General features: G+C 69.5%; 15 protein-coding genes. 7 read left to right on the top strand and 8 right to left on the bottom strand.

The genetic code is table 11. The annotated features are described in order from the left end of the window. Positions 1 to 16: 16 nt before the first annotated feature. The 4 genes from ACFXI3_RS02515 (at position 17) to ACFXI3_RS02500 (ending at position 3,733) form a co-directional block, all read left to right on the top strand. Complete coding sequence (locus tag ACFXI3_RS02515; RefSeq protein WP_378397585.1) at positions 17 to 571, top strand: molybdenum cofactor guanylyltransferase; 555 nt, start codon at positions 17 to 19, stop codon at positions 569 to 571. Positions 572 to 683: 112 nt separating this feature from the next. Then, positions 684 to 1,748: a MoxR family ATPase gene (locus tag ACFXI3_RS02510; RefSeq protein ID WP_037806526.1), complete on the top strand. Its 1,065-nt coding sequence runs from the start codon at positions 684 to 686 to the stop codon at positions 1,746 to 1,748. A gap of 76 nt (positions 1,749 to 1,824) precedes the next feature. Beyond that, a complete protein-coding gene (locus ACFXI3_RS02505) occupies positions 1,825 to 2,706 on the top strand; it encodes a DUF58 domain-containing protein (protein ID WP_344274505.1) in 882 nt (293 codons plus the stop codon). Positions 2,707 to 2,752: 46 nt separating this feature from the next. Continuing rightward, on the top strand, positions 2,753 to 3,733 hold the full coding sequence (locus ACFXI3_RS02500; protein WP_116206855.1) for a VWA domain-containing protein: 981 nt from the start codon (positions 2,753 to 2,755) through the stop codon (positions 3,731 to 3,733). Positions 3,734 to 3,780: 47 nt separating this feature from the next. On the opposite strand, the gene ACFXI3_RS02495 is transcribed toward ACFXI3_RS02500, so the two are convergent. From ACFXI3_RS02495 to ACFXI3_RS02470, 6 genes are read right to left on the bottom strand one after another with little or no spacing between them, the layout of a single operon-like run. Then, on the bottom strand, positions 3,781 to 4,242 hold the full coding sequence (locus tag ACFXI3_RS02495; protein WP_378397583.1) for a tRNA (cytidine(34)-2'-O)-methyltransferase: 462 nt from the start codon (positions 4,240 to 4,242) through the stop codon (positions 3,781 to 3,783). Continuing rightward, complete coding sequence (locus tag ACFXI3_RS02490; RefSeq protein WP_344274064.1) at positions 4,242 to 4,667, bottom strand: thioesterase family protein; 426 nt, start codon at positions 4,665 to 4,667, stop codon at positions 4,242 to 4,244. The genes ACFXI3_RS02495 and ACFXI3_RS02490 overlap by 1 nt, the downstream gene beginning before the upstream one ends. A 16-nt stretch (positions 4,668 to 4,683) precedes the next feature. Next, complete coding sequence (locus tag ACFXI3_RS02485; protein ID WP_378397582.1) at positions 4,684 to 5,625, bottom strand: TAXI family TRAP transporter solute-binding subunit; 942 nt, start codon at positions 5,623 to 5,625, stop codon at positions 4,684 to 4,686. Beyond that, positions 5,622 to 7,010, bottom strand: a complete 1,389-nt coding sequence (locus tag ACFXI3_RS02480; RefSeq protein ID WP_378397580.1) for a sensor histidine kinase — start codon at positions 7,008 to 7,010, stop codon at positions 5,622 to 5,624. Before ACFXI3_RS02480 ends, ACFXI3_RS02485 begins: the two co-directional genes overlap by 4 nt. Positions 7,011 to 7,013: 3 nt before the next feature. Next, positions 7,014 to 7,679, bottom strand: coding sequence for a response regulator transcription factor (locus ACFXI3_RS02475; RefSeq protein WP_378397578.1), 666 nt, complete (start codon positions 7,677 to 7,679; stop codon positions 7,014 to 7,016). Between the two features lie 14 nt (positions 7,680 to 7,693). After that, positions 7,694 to 9,025 (bottom strand): MFS transporter, encoded by a 1,332-nt coding sequence (locus ACFXI3_RS02470; RefSeq protein WP_378397577.1) that lies wholly within the window; start codon positions 9,023 to 9,025, stop codon positions 7,694 to 7,696. Between the two features lie 167 nt (positions 9,026 to 9,192). On the opposite strand from ACFXI3_RS02470, the gene ACFXI3_RS02465 reads away from it, so the two are divergent. Both ACFXI3_RS02465 and fabI read left to right on the top strand, forming a co-directional pair. Then, on the top strand, positions 9,193 to 9,897 hold the full coding sequence (locus tag ACFXI3_RS02465; protein ID WP_344274079.1) for a beta-ketoacyl-ACP reductase: 705 nt from the start codon (positions 9,193 to 9,195) through the stop codon (positions 9,895 to 9,897). A 37-nt stretch (positions 9,898 to 9,934) separates the two neighbouring features. Then, complete coding sequence (gene fabI, locus ACFXI3_RS02460; RefSeq protein WP_344274082.1) at positions 9,935 to 10,702, top strand: enoyl-ACP reductase FabI; 768 nt, start codon at positions 9,935 to 9,937, stop codon at positions 10,700 to 10,702. A 51-nt stretch (positions 10,703 to 10,753) separates the two neighbouring features. Here the strand turns inward: fabI and ACFXI3_RS02455 are convergent, their stop codons facing one another. Further along, complete coding sequence (locus ACFXI3_RS02455; RefSeq protein ID WP_378397576.1) at positions 10,754 to 11,923, bottom strand: Cmx/CmrA family chloramphenicol efflux MFS transporter; 1,170 nt, start codon at positions 11,921 to 11,923, stop codon at positions 10,754 to 10,756. A 363-nt stretch (positions 11,924 to 12,286) separates the two neighbouring features. Then, positions 12,287 to 12,871: a TetR/AcrR family transcriptional regulator gene (locus ACFXI3_RS02450; protein ID WP_378397817.1), complete on the bottom strand. Its 585-nt coding sequence runs from the start codon at positions 12,869 to 12,871 to the stop codon at positions 12,287 to 12,289. Between the two features lie 88 nt (positions 12,872 to 12,959). On the opposite strand from ACFXI3_RS02450, the gene ACFXI3_RS02445 reads away from it, so the two are divergent. After that, complete coding sequence (locus ACFXI3_RS02445; protein ID WP_378397575.1) at positions 12,960 to 14,006, top strand: ferrochelatase; 1,047 nt, start codon at positions 12,960 to 12,962, stop codon at positions 14,004 to 14,006. Positions 14,007 to 14,073 lie beyond the last annotated feature (67 nt).

Raw genomic sequence — 14,073 nt, 5'->3', positions numbered from 1 at the left:
CGGGCACCCTGAGACCATGACTGAACGCCCCCGGTTCGCGGGGATCGTGCTCGCCGGCGGGTCCGCGCGCCGGCTGTCCGGAGTGGACAAACCGGAGCTGCGGGTCGGCGGGATGTCCTTGCTGGGCCGGGCGGTCGAGGCGCTGGCCGGGGCGGATCCGGTCGTAGTGTGCGGGCCGCGGCGACCGGGATACGACGTCGTCTGGACCCGTGAAGCGGTCCCTGGCGCGGGGCCGGTCGCCGCGCTGGCCGCGGGGCTGGAGGCAGCAGGGGACGCCGAGATCGTCGTGCTGCTCGCCGCTGACCTGCCGGGGATCCGCCGCTCCACAGTGGACCGGCTGAGGTCCACTGTGGGCACAGCAGACGGCGGCGTCCTCGTTGACGCAGCGGGGGAGCGGCAATGGCTGGTGAGCGCTTGGCGCGCCGCCGCGTTGCGCGAGGCGATGCCAGAGCATCCGGAGAACGCGTCGCTGCGCCGGACGCTCGGCGGGTTGCGCATCGCGGAAGTCGCCGCCGAGCCCGGCGAGAGCGACGACATCGACACGCCGGAGGACCTGGAAAAGCATCGCTGACAGGGGCTTCACAGCTGTCACACCGGCGATGCGATTGGCTACCGTCGCGGGAAGTTCTCGACCCAGTAGGGTCGCGGGCGAGCACGCAGACGCGGAAACCCCTGGAGGAAGAGTGACCGAGCCCGGCTTCGCCGAGGGAGCGAACGGGCAGCAGCCCGGCACCCCGGCGCGGGACGCCCAGCTGCTGGAACGCACCGTGTTCGAGGTGAAGCGCGTCATCGTCGGACAGGACCGGCTGGTGGAGCGCATGCTCGTCGGGCTGCTGGCGAAGGGGCACCTGCTGCTCGAAGGCGTGCCCGGGGTCGCGAAGACGCTCGCGGTCGAGACGTTCGCGCGCGTCGTGGGCGGTTCGTTCTCCCGCGTGCAGTTCACCCCCGACCTGGTGCCCGCCGACATCCTCGGCACGCGCATCTACCGCCAGGGCGCCGAGCGCTTCGACGTCGAGCTGGGCCCGGTCGTCGCGAACTTCGTGCTCGCCGACGAGATCAACCGCGCTCCGGCGAAGGTGCAGTCGGCGATGCTGGAGGTGATGGCCGAGCGGCACGTGTCGATCGGCGGCAAGACCTTCCCGATGCCCGATCCGTTCCTCGTGCTGGCCACGCAGAACCCGATCGAGAACGAGGGCGTGTACCCGCTGCCGGAAGCCCAGCGCGACCGGTTCCTGTTCAAGATCCTCGTCGAGTACCCCTCCGCGGAGGAGGAGCGCGAGATCATCTACCGGATGGGCGTCACGCCGCCGGAGCCGCACGAGGTGCTGAGCCCGGCCGAGCTGGTCCGGCTGCAGGGCGTCGCGTCGCAGGTGTTCGTGCACCACGCGCTGGTCGACTACGTCGTGCGGCTGGTGCTCACCACGCGCACCCCGAACGACCACGGGCTGTCCGACGTCGCGGGCTGGGTGTCCTACGGCGCCTCGCCGCGCGCGAGCCTCGGCATCATCGCCGCGGCGCGGGCGCTGGCGCTCGTGCGCGGCCGGGACTACGTGCTCCCGCAGGACGTCGTCGACGTCGTGCCGGACGTGCTGCGCCACCGGCTCGTGCTGTCCTACGACGCGCTGGCCGACGGCGTGCCGGTGGACCACATCGTCACCCGCGTGCTGCAGACCGTGCCGCTGCCGCAGGTTTCGGCCCGGCCGCAGGGCGGCGCCGGCCCGGTGCCGGCGGGCGCGCCCGTCAGGTAGCGGCGTGGCTGGCACCTCTGAGAAAGATCCGGGCGGACGTCCCGGCTGGGCGCCGCCGGTCCTGCGCGGCGACCGGATGGAAGCGGGACTGCGGACCCTCGAACTCGAAGTGCGCCGCCGCCTCGACGGTTTGCTCCAGGGCAACCACCTCGGTCTCGTTCCGGGCCCGGGTTCGGAGCCCGGCGAGGCGCGGCCGTACCAGCCGGGCGACGACGTGCGCCGGATGGACTGGGCGGTCACCGCGCGCACGACGACGCCGCACATCCGCGAAACGGTGGCGGACCGCGAGCTGGAGACGTGGGTCGTCGCGGACATGTCGGCGAGCCTCGACTTCGGCACCGCGCTGTGCGAGAAGCGCGACCTGGTGGTCTGCGCGACCGCAGCGGTCGCGCACCTGACCGGCGGCGGCGGAAACCGGATCGGCGCGCTCGTGTCCAACGGCGAAGGCACCACCCGGCTTCCGGCGCGCGGCGGGCTTCCGCATGCCCGCGGGCTCGTCCGGCGGCTGGCCGAAACGCCTCGGGCCGCCGAGGGCGTCCGGGGTGATTTCGCTGGTGCGCTGGAACAGTTGCGACGTCCTCCGCGCCGGCGCGGCTTGGCGGTGGCGATTTCAGACTTCCTCGGCCCGCTGGATTGGGAGCGCCCGTTGCGCGCGCTCGGTGGAAGGCACGAGCTGATCGCCATCGAGATCGTCGACCCGCGCGACGTGGACCTGCCGGAGGTCGGCACTGTCGTGCTGGCGGACCCGGAGACCGGACGGCAGCGCGAGGTGCACGCTTCGGCGTTGCTGCGCAAGGAATTCGGCGCGGCGGCGAACGCGCACCGGCAGGCGGTCGCGTCCGGTTTGCGCCGGGCCGGGGCCGCGCATCTGGTGCTGCGCACGGATTCGGACTGGATCGCGGACATGGTGCGGTTCGTGGTCGCCCGCAAGCGTCGCTGGTCCGGGGGTGTCGCATGACCGCCCTTCACGCGACCGCCCGGGCAACCAGTAAGGAGGCGACGGCATGAGCCTCGCCGGTTTCAGTTCGCCGTGGTGGTTCCTGCTGCTGCTCGCGGTCGCCGCGGTGGCTGGCGCGTACGTGCTGTCGCAGCGGCAGCGCCGCCGCCGGGTGATGCGGTTCGCGAACCTCGAGCTGCTGGAGAAGGTCGCGCCCAAAGCGCAGGGCTGGATCCGGCACGTGCCCGCGGTGCTGATCGTGCTGTCGCTGCTGTTCCTGACGGTTTCGCTGGCAGGGCCGACGGCCGAGCAGAAGGTGCCGCGCAACCGGGCGACGGTCATGCTGGTGATCGACGTGTCGCTGTCGATGGAAGCCACCGACGTCGCCCCGACGCGGCTGAAGGCGGCGCAGGACGCGGCGAAACAGTTCGCGCAGAACATGACGCCGGGCGTCAATCTGGGCCTGATCTCGTTCGCCGGAACCGCGACCGTGCTCGTCAACCCGACCACGGATCGGGCAGGCGTGTCGAAGGCGATCGACAACCTGAAGCTCGCCCAGTCCACCGCCACCGGCGAGGGCATCTACGCGGCGATGCAGTCGATCCAGAGCTTCTCGGCGGTAGTCGGCGGCGCGGACGGCCCTCCGCCCGCGCGAATCGTGCTGATGAGCGACGGCAAGCAGACGGTGCCGGAAGACCTGTACGCCCCGCGCGGCGCGTACACGGCGGCGCAGGCGGCGAAGCAGGCGCAGATGCCGATCTCGTCGATCTCGTTCGGCACCGAGCACGGGTCGGTGGACATCGAGGGCAAGCAGCAGGACGTCCGCGTGGACGACGAATCGCTGCGCGAGATCGCCCGGCTGTCCGGAGGCGAGTTCTACAAGGCGGCGAGCGCGGACGAGCTGAAACGCGTGTACGCCGACTTGGGCGAGCAGATCGGGTACGAGCTGAAGAACGCGGACGCGAGCAAGCCGTGGGTGGTGCTGGGCACGATCATCCTGATGGCTGGAGCCGCGACTGCGCTGGTGTTCGGCCAGAGACTTCCGTAAGTCCGTGAAGGGCTCCTTGAGGGAATCAGATTCCCTCAAGGAGCCCTTCACGGCGTGGCGAAGCCGTTCTGGCGCCACCCCTCGTAGACGGCGATGGCGGCTGTGTTGGCCAGGTTCAGCGACCGGTTGTTCGGCAGCATCGGCAACCGCAGCCGGTCAGTGACCTCCGGCGCGTGCTGAACCTCGTCCGGCAACCCGGCGGACTCCGGCCCGAACATCAGCACATCCCCAGGCGCGTAAGACACCTCGGTGTAAAGCCGCGTCGCGGTAGCACTGAACGCATACACCTTCGCCGGCAGCAAGGCTTCCCACGCGGCAGCCAGATCAGCATGCACATGGACCCGCGCGAGGTCGTGGTAATCGAGCCCGGCGCGGCGAAGCTGCTTGTCCTCCAAGGTGAATCCCAGCGGCTCCACCAGATGCAGCTCGCACCCGGTGTTCGCGGCGAGCCGGATGGCGTTGCCGGTGTTGGGCGGGATTTCGGGGCGGTAGAAGAGCACTCGGAACATCACGCCGCCTCGGGGAGGTACTGCGCGTAGGCCCCGCGCACCTCCGGCGGCGGTTCGGCCTTGCGGTAGTTCTCGGTGTCGACGAACACGTACCGCAGCCGGATCTCGGTCGTCACCGTGTCGCCGCGGCGGACTTCCAGCTCGAACTGCATCGACGTGGTGCCCAGGTGCACGAGATACACCGCGACGACCAGCTCGTCGTCGAAACGGCACGGCGCGAAGTACCGCAGGTTCGACTCGGCGACCACCACGTCGACCCCGGTCGCGAGCAGCGCGTCGTGGGAGCCGAAGAGCGCTCTCTCGACCTCGAACGCCGCCATGTCCGCGTAGGCCAGGTAGTGCGCGTTGAAGACGATGCCCTGCGCATCGCATTCGTGGTAGCGCACGCGGAGGGGCATTTCGGCGAGAGGTCGGCGTTCGGTCACCCGACCAATCTAGCGATCACCCGTGCAGTGCGCGGTAGGTGTCGGCGGCACCGCGGTGCAGCGGGACGGGCTGGGTGCCGATGAGCGTGCGGACGTCCAGGAACTGTGTCCCGACGGCCTGCGCGGGCACGAGTTCGGCGGCGCGCTCGACAAGCACCCGCACCACCGCCGCAGCCACGTCGAACGGCAGCTTCGGCGAGCAGACCAGCAGGTTCGCGACGCCGATCGTCGGCAGCGAACCCACCCCGCGGTACGCCCCAGCAGGCACTTGCACCTGCTCGTACAGCGGCCCGTACGCCTTCCGCAGCTGGGGTAGCACCGACGTCAGCGGAAGCAGGGCGAGCGGCGTCGTGCGGTTGAGGTCGGCGAGCGCGGGCGTCGGGATCCCGCCGGACCACAGGAACGCGTCGATCCGGCGGTCGTGCAGGGCGGCGACCGCGTCGTTCAACGGCAGGTGCTGTGCCTGGACCGGGACGCCGTTCGCGGCGAAGACCCGTTCGCCCAGTTGCGCGGCGCCGGAGCGGCTCGCGCCGACCGAGACGGGGCGTCCGGCGAGCGCGCGGAGGTCGGTGAGGTGGTCTTCCGCGCGGACGACCAGCTGCAGGTAGTTCTCGTAGACGCGGCCGAGTGCTTGCAGCGGAACGGGTTTCCCGAACGGCGTGCCGCCGGTGATCGCGGATTGCGCCACGTCGGCGAGTGTCAGGCCGAAGTCGGCGGTGCCGTCGCTGACCCGTTGGACGTTCTCGACGCTCGCCTCGGTGGGGATCGCGCTGCAGTGCAGCCGCGGTTCGGCGCGCGACAGTTCGGCGGCCAGCACCTCGGCGAAGGCCAGGTAGAAGCCGCCGGGTTCGCCGGACGCGATGGTGATCTGCCGCTCCGGGCCGCGGTAGGTGTCGTCGCAGGCGGCGAGTGCGAGTGCGAGGCTGCCCAGGAGCGCGGCGCGGCGGGTGACGGTCATGGCGTCGCCTCGGCGGGCAGCGTGATCCGGACTTGGAGGCCGTGCGGTTCGACCGAGCGCAGCTCCAGAATCCCGCCCCGGGCACGGGTTTGCTCACGCGCGATGGCGAGCCCGAGGCCGGTTCCGCGCGGAGCGCCGTCGCCGCCGGCGCGCCAGAATCGTTCGGTGGCGCGGGCGAGATCCTCCGGCGGGAGGCCGGGGCCGTCGTCGGTGACGATCAGCGTGACAGTGTCCGAAGTGGACTCCCAAGCGGCGGTGATGGTGGCTCCCTGACCGGCGTGGTGGACGGCGTTGTCCAGCAATACGTCGAGAATCTGCGCGAGTTCGCTTTCCGGTGTGCGCACCAGCAGCGGCTCGGTGTGGCCGGCGCACGGCACGAGGGTCGCGCCTGCTTCGTCGGCGGACAACCGCCACGCGTCGACCCGTTCCGCCACGACAGCGGCCAGGTCAGCGGGCTCGTCGTCGGCGCGCGCGGCCAGCCGGGTCGCGGTGCTTTCCGCGGTGGCGAGGGCGAGCAGGCCGTCGAGAATCCGTTCCAGCCGTTCGACTTCCGCGACCGTGGCGTCGTAAGCCGGGCGGTTTTCGACCTCGGTGCCGAGCAGGTCGAGCCGGAGGCGCAGCGCGGCCATCGGGTTGCGCAGCTGATGCGAGGTGTCCGCGACGAGCCGCTGCTGCTGGTTCGCCGACTCCTCGACGGCGTCGGACATCCGGTTCACCGACGCCGCGAGCGACCGAAGCTCGCGCGGCCCGGACCGTTCTGGCACCTGCGCCCGTCGCCCGCCCGCCACTGCCAGCACGCCGGTTTCCAGCTCCACCAGCGGTCGCACCATCCACCGCGACAGCAGAACCGCCAGCAGCACGAACAACGCCGCGACCACCATCGCCCCGGCCGCGATGGCGCTCCACGCGGCTCCGACGTCCGCCGCCGCAGCGGTCACCGAAGCCCGCAGCAGGACCACCCCGGACACTCGCGTCCCGGTGCCGACCGGGCGGGCGAAGAGCACCGGAGCGTCCGACCACGGCCGGATCCGCTCGACCGGCGCTTCCGGCTCGTTCCGCAGAGTCGCCTCGATAACGGCCCGCGCGGCGGGATCGCTGCTGGTCAGGCCACCGGTCTCGACGAGCGGCTGCCGCTGCGCGTCGACGATCAGCACGCCTTCGCTGTATAACGACGAATACACTCGCGCGTCGGCGTTCAGCGCCGTCGCGTCGCCGGAATCGACCGCCTGTTGCGCGAGCACCACGAAGCGGTCGACGTCGCTGCTGCGCGAAATCACCAGCTGCTGCGTCCGCTGATCGGCCGTCGCGGACAGCAACGGCACCGCGAACGCCGCCACGACGGCGAGCGCGAGCGTGACGAGAACGGCCAGCAGGCGAGTGCGCACCGATCAGCTCCGGCCGAGCCGGTAGCCGAAGCCGCGGATCGTGGTGAGCAGGCCGGGCCGGTCGAGTTTCGCGCGCAGCTGCGTCATGTGGACATCGAGCGAGCGCGAGACAGCGAGGTACGCGTCGCCCCACACCTCGTCCATCAGCTGCTGCCGGCTCACCGCGGTGCCGGGCCGGGCGGCGAGCACCGCCAGTACCGCGAATTCCTTCGTGGTCAGCCCGATGTCCCGGCCGTCGACCACGACCCGGCGCGCGCCGAGGTCGATCTCGACGTCCTCGACGTGCACGACCGGGTCTTTCGGAGCTGGGGAGGAGTTGCTTGCCCGCCGCGCCACGGCGTCCATCCGGGCCAGCAATTCGGCCATCCGGACGGGTTTCGCCAGATAGTCGTCCGCACCGAAGCGCAGTGCACGGACCACCGAACGCTCGTCGTCGCGCGCGGTCAGCACGATCACCGGAACCGGCGAGACCTGGCGGATCTTGCGCAGCACGTCCAGCCCGTCGAGATCCGGCAGGCCGAGGTCGAGCAGCAGCAGGTCCGCGTCCCGGTGCCGGGTGAGGGCGTCCGACCCGCGGCCGACCGCGGTGACCGGGTGGCCGTGCGCGTGCAGCGTTTCGGCGAGTGCCCGGGCGACCCCGGTGTCGTCCTCGACGAGCAGCACGCGCACGGCCGTCCTCCTGATCAGTCCTCGCCGCGCTCGAGAGCGGACGAACGCGAAGTTTCCCGCATTGTCGCGTACACGATCAGCGACACGAGGACGCAGCCCGCGACGTACCAGAAGAAGAGCGATTCGTGACCGGCCTTCTTCAGCGCCTGCGCGATCAGCTCGGCGGTCCCGCCGAAGATCGCGACGGTAAGCGCATACGGGAGGCCGACGCCGATCGCGCGGATCCGCGTCGGGAACAGCTCCGCCTTCACGATCGCGTTGATCGAGGTGTAGCCGGTCACGATCACCAGCGCGCCGAGCAGCAGCAGGAACGCGAGGAACGGCTGGCTGGTGCGCGCCATCAGGGTCATGATCGGCACGGTCAGCAGGGTGCCCGCGATGCCGAAGAACATCAGCAGCTTCCGCCGGCCGATCTTGTCCGACAGCTTCCCGGCCAGCGGCTGCAGGATCGCGAAGACCAGCAGGGCCAGGAACATGATCACGGTGACCGTGCGCCGCGGGATGTGCGCGGTGTTCTCCAGGAACTTCTGCGTGTAGGTGGCGTAGGTGTAGAACGCGACCGTGCCGCCGAGCGTCAGGCCGACGACGAGCAGGATCTCCCGCGGGTACTTGACGAGCTGACGCAGCGTGCCGCGCTCGTTGTCTTTACCTGCCGCGTTCGCAGTATTTTCCTTGACCCGCTGGTAGCTCTCGGACTCGTCCATCGACCGCCGCAGCGCCATCACGATCACCGCCGCGAGCGCGCCGACCACGAACGCGATCCGCCAGCCCCAGTCGCCCATCTGCTTGTCGGTGAGCACGCTCTGCAGGATCAGCTGCAGACCGAGCGCGAGCAGCTGCCCGCCGACGAGGGTCACGTACTGGAAGCTGGAGTAGAACCCGCGCTTGCCGGGAGTGGCCACTTCGGACAGATACGTCGCCGAGGTGGAGTACTCGCCGCCGACCGAAAGCCCTTGCAGCAGCCGCGAGAACACCAGCAGGATCGGGGCCGCGATGCCGATCGCCGAGTACGCCGGGGTCACCGCGATGAGCAGCGAACCGCACGCCATCATCGAAACTGAGAGCACGAGCGCGGACCGGCGGCCGTAGCGGTCGGCGAACCGGCCGAGCAGCCAGCCCCCGAGCGGGCGCATGAGGAATCCGACGGCGAACACCGCCGCGGTGTTGAGGAACTGCGCCGTGGCATCGCCGCCGGGGAAGAACGCCTTCGCGAAGTAGACGGTGAACGCCGAATAGGCGTACCAGTCGTACCACTCGACGAGATTTCCGATCGAGCCGCGCAGCACGTTGCCGACCACGCGCCGCTCGTCCCGCGCCGAGCCGGCGTCCTGGATCCGGGTAGTCATCCTTGACCTCCTGTGTCGCGACTCACGGTGACCAACCGGGGAGTAACCATCAAGGTCGAGGCGCGGTTCCTTACCGTCGCTTAGGACGGGAGTGCCGGGTGCGCCGCCGGTCAGCGCAGCCGATAGCCTCAGGCGGGCGCAACCGCTTAGACGACGAGGAGAACGCAGTGGGACGGTCGGTCTTGGTCACCGGCGGCAACCGGGGCATCGGGCTGGCGATCGCCCGGGACCTCGCCGAGCAGGGCCACCGGGTCGCGGTGACGCACCGCGGGTCCGGCGCGCCGGAGGGGCTTTTCGGCGTGCGGGCCGACGTCACCGACGCCGAGCAGGTGGACACGGCGTTCAAGCTCGTGGAGGAGCACCAGGGGCCGGTCGAGGTCCTGGTGTCCAACGCCGGGCTCACCGACGACACCCTGCTCATGCGGATGTCGGAGGAGCAGTTCGAGCGGGTGCTCAACGCGAACCTCACCGGGGCGTTCCGCGTCGCCAAGCGGGCCTCGCGCGGCATGCTGCGCGCCCGCTGGGGCCGGTTCGTGTTCATCTCGTCCGTGGTGGGCCTCTCCGGCTCGGCCGGGCAGGCGAACTACGCCGCGTCGAAGGCGGGCCTGGTCGGCTTCGCGCGTTCGCTCGCGCGGGAGCTGGGCTCGCGCAACATCACCGCGAACGTGGTCGCGCCGGGCTTCGTGCACACCGACATGACCGACAAGCTGCCCGAGGACCGGCGCAAGGAGATCCTCGCCAGCGTCCCGTCCGGCCGCTACGCCGAACCGGCCGAGATCGCCGCCGCCGTGCGGTACCTGTCCTCGGACGAGGCGGGCTACGTCAACGGCGCGGTGCTGCCCGTCGACGGCGGCCTCGGCCTCGGACACTGACCTTCCCGAGAAGAACACCCACGACCTGGAGGACGTGTTGCCCGGATTGCTCGAAGGCAAGCGGCTGCTGATCACCGGCGTCATCACCGACGCCTCGCTCGCGTTCCACGCGGCCCGCATCGCCCAGCAGGAGGGCGCGAAGGTCGTGCTCACCGGCTTCGGGCGCTTGTCGCTCGTGGAGCGCATCGCCAAGCGGCTGCCCGAGCCCGCCCCGGTGCTCGAACTGGACGTCACGAACCAGGAGCACCTCGACTCGCTCGCCGACCGGGTCCGCGAGCACGTCGACGGCCTCGACGGCGTGCTGCACTCGATCGGCTTCGCGCCGCAGAGCTGCCTCGGCGCGCCGTTCCTGGACGCTCCCAGCGACGACGTCAAGGTCGCGGTGGACGTCTCGGCGTTCTCGTTCAAGTCGCTCGCGGTGGCGACGTTGCCGCTGCTCAGCTCCGGCGCGTCGATCGTCGGCATGGACTTCGACGCGCGCGTCGCGTGGCCGGTCTACAACTGGATGGGCGTCGCGAAGGCCGCGCTGGAGTCGGTGAACCGGTACCTGGCCAAGGAACTCGGCCCGCGGGGCATCCGGGTCAACCTGGTCAGCGCGGGTCCGATGAAGACGATGGCCGCCAAGTCCATTCCCGGTTTCGGCGAGCTCGAGGCCGGGTGGGGCGACCGTGCGCCGCTCGGCTGGGATTCCGCGGATCCGGAGCCTACTGCCAAGACTGTGTGCGCTGTGCTGTCGGATTGGCTGCCGGCTACCACCGGGTCGATGATCATGGTCGACGGTGGGGTGCACGCGCTCGGGATCTGAGCTTGTTGCAGGAACGGCCCCGCGGGAACATTCCCGCGGGGCCGTTTTCTTTTACGCCGTCACCAGTTGCGGTGCGGTGTCGCGGTGGTGCAAGCGCAGTGCGAAGGTCAGGGCCGCCAACGCGAGTGCTCCGAGCGCGACGCTCACCCATGCCACGCTCGAGAAGCCGAGCCCGGCGCTGATCGTCGTTCCGCCCAGCCACGGGCCCACGGTGTTGCCGACATTGAACGCGGATGTCGTGCTCGCGCCGACGAGTGTCGAGGTGCCGCCTGCCGCGGCGTAGGCACGGACGTTGAGCGCTGGGTTCGCCGCGAACCCGGCTGCGCCGAGGACTAAGACGGCGGCTACTGCGACTACGGCGTCGGTGGCGAAGGCGAGTGCGACTAGAGCGGCTACGGCGATGGCTAGGCTGCCGTAAAGCGTCGCGAACGGATACGTGTCAGCGAGTTTGCCGCCGGCGAAGATGCCGATTACTGCGCCGCCGCCGAAGAGCGCTAGCACCACCGGCACGGCGGATTCGGGGAGTCCTGCGACGGAGACCAGCAGGGGAGCTAGGTAGCTGAACGTCGCGAAGACCATTGCCTGCAGCAGTGCGATCACGCCTAGTGCGAGCCATAGGCGGCTGCGGCGGAAGACGCGTAGTTCTTCGGCGATTCGTGGAGCTTCGGTTTCCTTGGCGGTGTGGGGGACCGACAGTAGTACTGCGATGGCGGCGATGACGGTTAGTGCGGCTACTGCCCAGAATGCGCTTCGCCAGCCTGCGTGCTGTCCGAGCAGAGTGCCTGCTGGGACGCCCACGACGTTGGCGACTGTTAGGCCGCCGACTAGGACTGCGAGGGCTTGTCCGCGTCGGGCTTCCGGGACGAGGTTGACGGTGGTTGCGGCGGCTACGGCCCAGAAGCCGGCGCAGGCTACTGCGCTGATGATGCGGGTGGCGAAGAGGATGGCGTAGCCGTCGGCGATTGCGCCTATTACGTGGGAGGCGCTGAAGACGATGAGTAGGGCTAGGAGGGTGGTTCGGCGGGGGAGGCGGATTGTGCCTACTGCCAGCAGCGGGGCGCCGATGACCATGCCTACGGCGAAGGCGGAGATCAGGAGGCCTGCGTCTGGGATGGTTACGCCGAGGTCGGCGGCCATTCCGGGGAGGAGGCCAGTGATCATGAATTCGGAGGTGCCTAGGGCGAAGATGCTTAGGCCTAGTACGAAGACGGCTGGGGGCACGGGGGTCTCTTTCTGGAATCGGTAGTACAAAATTGGGGTTCGGCTCGTCGCCTGGCGGCGACATTGCCGTGGTGGTTGCGTGGGGCACCCCGAAGCTTGATTGTGCTGACGGTCTGAAGGTGCTTGTCAAGGCGGGAAAGATGCCTTGACAAGCACCTTCAGACCGCAGGGACGCTTCGTATCGGGGTGCGGGGGAGGGGCTGGGTGCCTCGATTGTTGGGTGCGTCGGCTGCGGTTTGTTGAGTGGGGCTAGCGCCCCAATGTGGCATTGGGTGCGTCAGATGCACCCAATGTGGCATTGGGTGCGTGGGATGCATCGGATGCCACATTGGGCGTGTCCGGCTGCGGGCTGCGGGTAGCGGGTTAGCGGCGGGAGACTGCGCTCGTCGCTAGTTCTGCTACTGAGGTCAGTGCTTTTTGTTCTGCTCCGCGGCGGGACATTGTGCGGATTCCGGAGATGGTGGCGTGGATGAAGTTCGCGATTTCGGTGGCGTCTCGGTCGCGGGTGATGCTGCCGTCTGCCTGGCCGGTGCGGGCGAAGTGGGTCAACGCTGACAGGTGTGCTTCGGTGTCTGCGTTCACCTGCGCGGCGACTTCTGGGTCGGTGGTGCCGAATTCGGCGATGGCGTTGACCATCAGACAGCCGCGTCTGCCGTTTTCTAGTTCGTCTTCGATTGTGGAGGTTAGGAGCAGGCGGATGGCGCCTAGTCCGTCGGGGGCGTTGTCGAGCAGGGTTTCTCGCAGTCGGATGCCGCGGTGCGAGTAGTGGTCTAGTACGCGGCGGAAGAGTTCGTGCTTGCTGGTGAACGTGTTGTAGATGCTGCTGCGCCCTAGCCCGGTGGCGGCGCACAGTTCCTCGGTCGACGTGGATTCGTATCCGCGCGCCCAGAAGGCGTTCATGGCGCCTTCGAGCGCTTCGGTCTCGTCGAATTCGCGTGGCCTCGGCATGCTGATCACGCTAGCACATTTTAGATAGACCGGTACATAACTGGGTCGCCGAGGCGTGTGGAGGGCCACAGGGGCAGGATGAAGCACCGTGGGTTACGACGCGTTGCTATGGCTTTCGTTCGGCGGTCCGGAGGGGCCCGACGAGGTGATGCCGTTCCTGGAGAACGTCACCAGGGGCCGGGGCGTGCCGCGGGAGCGGTTGCTTGAGGTCGCCGAGCATTACCAGCATTTCGGCGGGGTCTCGCCGATCAACCGGCTGAACCGGGCGGCGATCGCTGCGGTCGAGAAGCAGTTGGCGGCCGAGAACATCGAACTTCCGGTGCACTTCGGCAACCGCAACTGGACGCCGATGGTCGAAGACACGCTGGCCGGAATGAAGGACGCGGGCGTCCGCCGCGCTTTGGTGTTCCCGACGAGCGCGTACGGCGGCTACTCCGCGTGCCGCCAGTACGACGAGGACATCGAACGAGCCCGCGCCGCCGTCGGCGATGGCGCGCCGGAGTTGGTCAAGCTGCGCCAATTCTTCGACCACCCGCTGTTCATCGCGACGATCGCCGACGCAGTCCGCGCGGCCCACGCGAAACTCGGCGACCGCCCCGGCACGCGCACGGTCTTCACCGCCCACTCGATCCCGGAAAGCGCCGACCTGGCCTCCGGCCCGCCTTCCGAGGGCGGCCGCCGCTACTCGAGCCAGATCGCCGAAGCCGCCCGCCTGGTGGCCGCCGAAGCCGGAATCGCCGAGTACGACGTCGTCTGGCAATCCCGGTCCGGCCCACCGCAGATCCCGTGGCTGGAACCGGACATCGTCGACCACATCGACGCCCTGCACGCCCAAGGCGTGGCTTCGGTAGTGGTGAGCCCGATCGGCTTCGTCGCAGACCACCTCGAGGTGATCTGGGACCTGGACAACGAAGCCGCAGACCGAGCCGCAGAACACGGCATGGCCTTCGCCCGCGCCGCAACACCGGACTCGGACCCAAGGTTCGCGGAAATGGTCGTCGAACTGATCCGCGAACACCTAACGGACGCCCCCGCGCGAAAACTCTCACAGTTCCCTGCGGCTGGCTGCACCGTCAACGGCGCCCCCTGCGCAGTCGCCTGCTGCGAACCCCCTCGCCGCCCCACCACCCGCTGACGACATTCCGTGAGGGGAACCTTCAGGGACTCTGAGTCCCTGAAGGTTCCCCTCACGACCCGCGCAA

This window comes from Amycolatopsis sp. NPDC059235, from assembly GCF_042754125.1.
Taxonomy (GTDB): Bacteria; Actinomycetota; Actinomycetes; order Mycobacteriales; family Pseudonocardiaceae; genus Amycolatopsis; species Amycolatopsis albidoflava.
Note: the sequence above shows the minus strand (reverse complement) of the source record. Positions and strands in the feature narration are given on the sequence as shown.

Coding starts and splice junctions, on each gene's coding strand:
- ACFXI3_RS02495 (WP_378397583.1), bottom strand. CDS start 4,242: ATGTTCCGAGTGCTCTTCTACCGCCCCGAAATCCCGCCCAACACCGGC.
- ACFXI3_RS02505 (WP_344274505.1), top strand. CDS start 1,825: ATGGAAGCGGGACTGCGGACCCTCGAACTCGAAGTGCGCCGCCGCCTC.
- ACFXI3_RS02500 (WP_116206855.1), top strand. CDS start 2,753: ATGAGCCTCGCCGGTTTCAGTTCGCCGTGGTGGTTCCTGCTGCTGCTC.
- ACFXI3_RS02450 (WP_378397817.1), bottom strand. CDS start 12,871: ATGCCGAGGCCACGCGAATTCGACGAGACCGAAGCGCTCGAAGGCGCC.
- ACFXI3_RS02515 (WP_378397585.1), top strand. CDS start 17: ATGACTGAACGCCCCCGGTTCGCGGGGATCGTGCTCGCCGGCGGGTCC.
- ACFXI3_RS02470 (WP_378397577.1), bottom strand. CDS start 9,025: ATGACTACCCGGATCCAGGACGCCGGCTCGGCGCGGGACGAGCGGCGC.
- ACFXI3_RS02485 (WP_378397582.1), bottom strand. CDS start 5,625: ATGACCGTCACCCGCCGCGCCGCGCTCCTGGGCAGCCTCGCACTCGCA.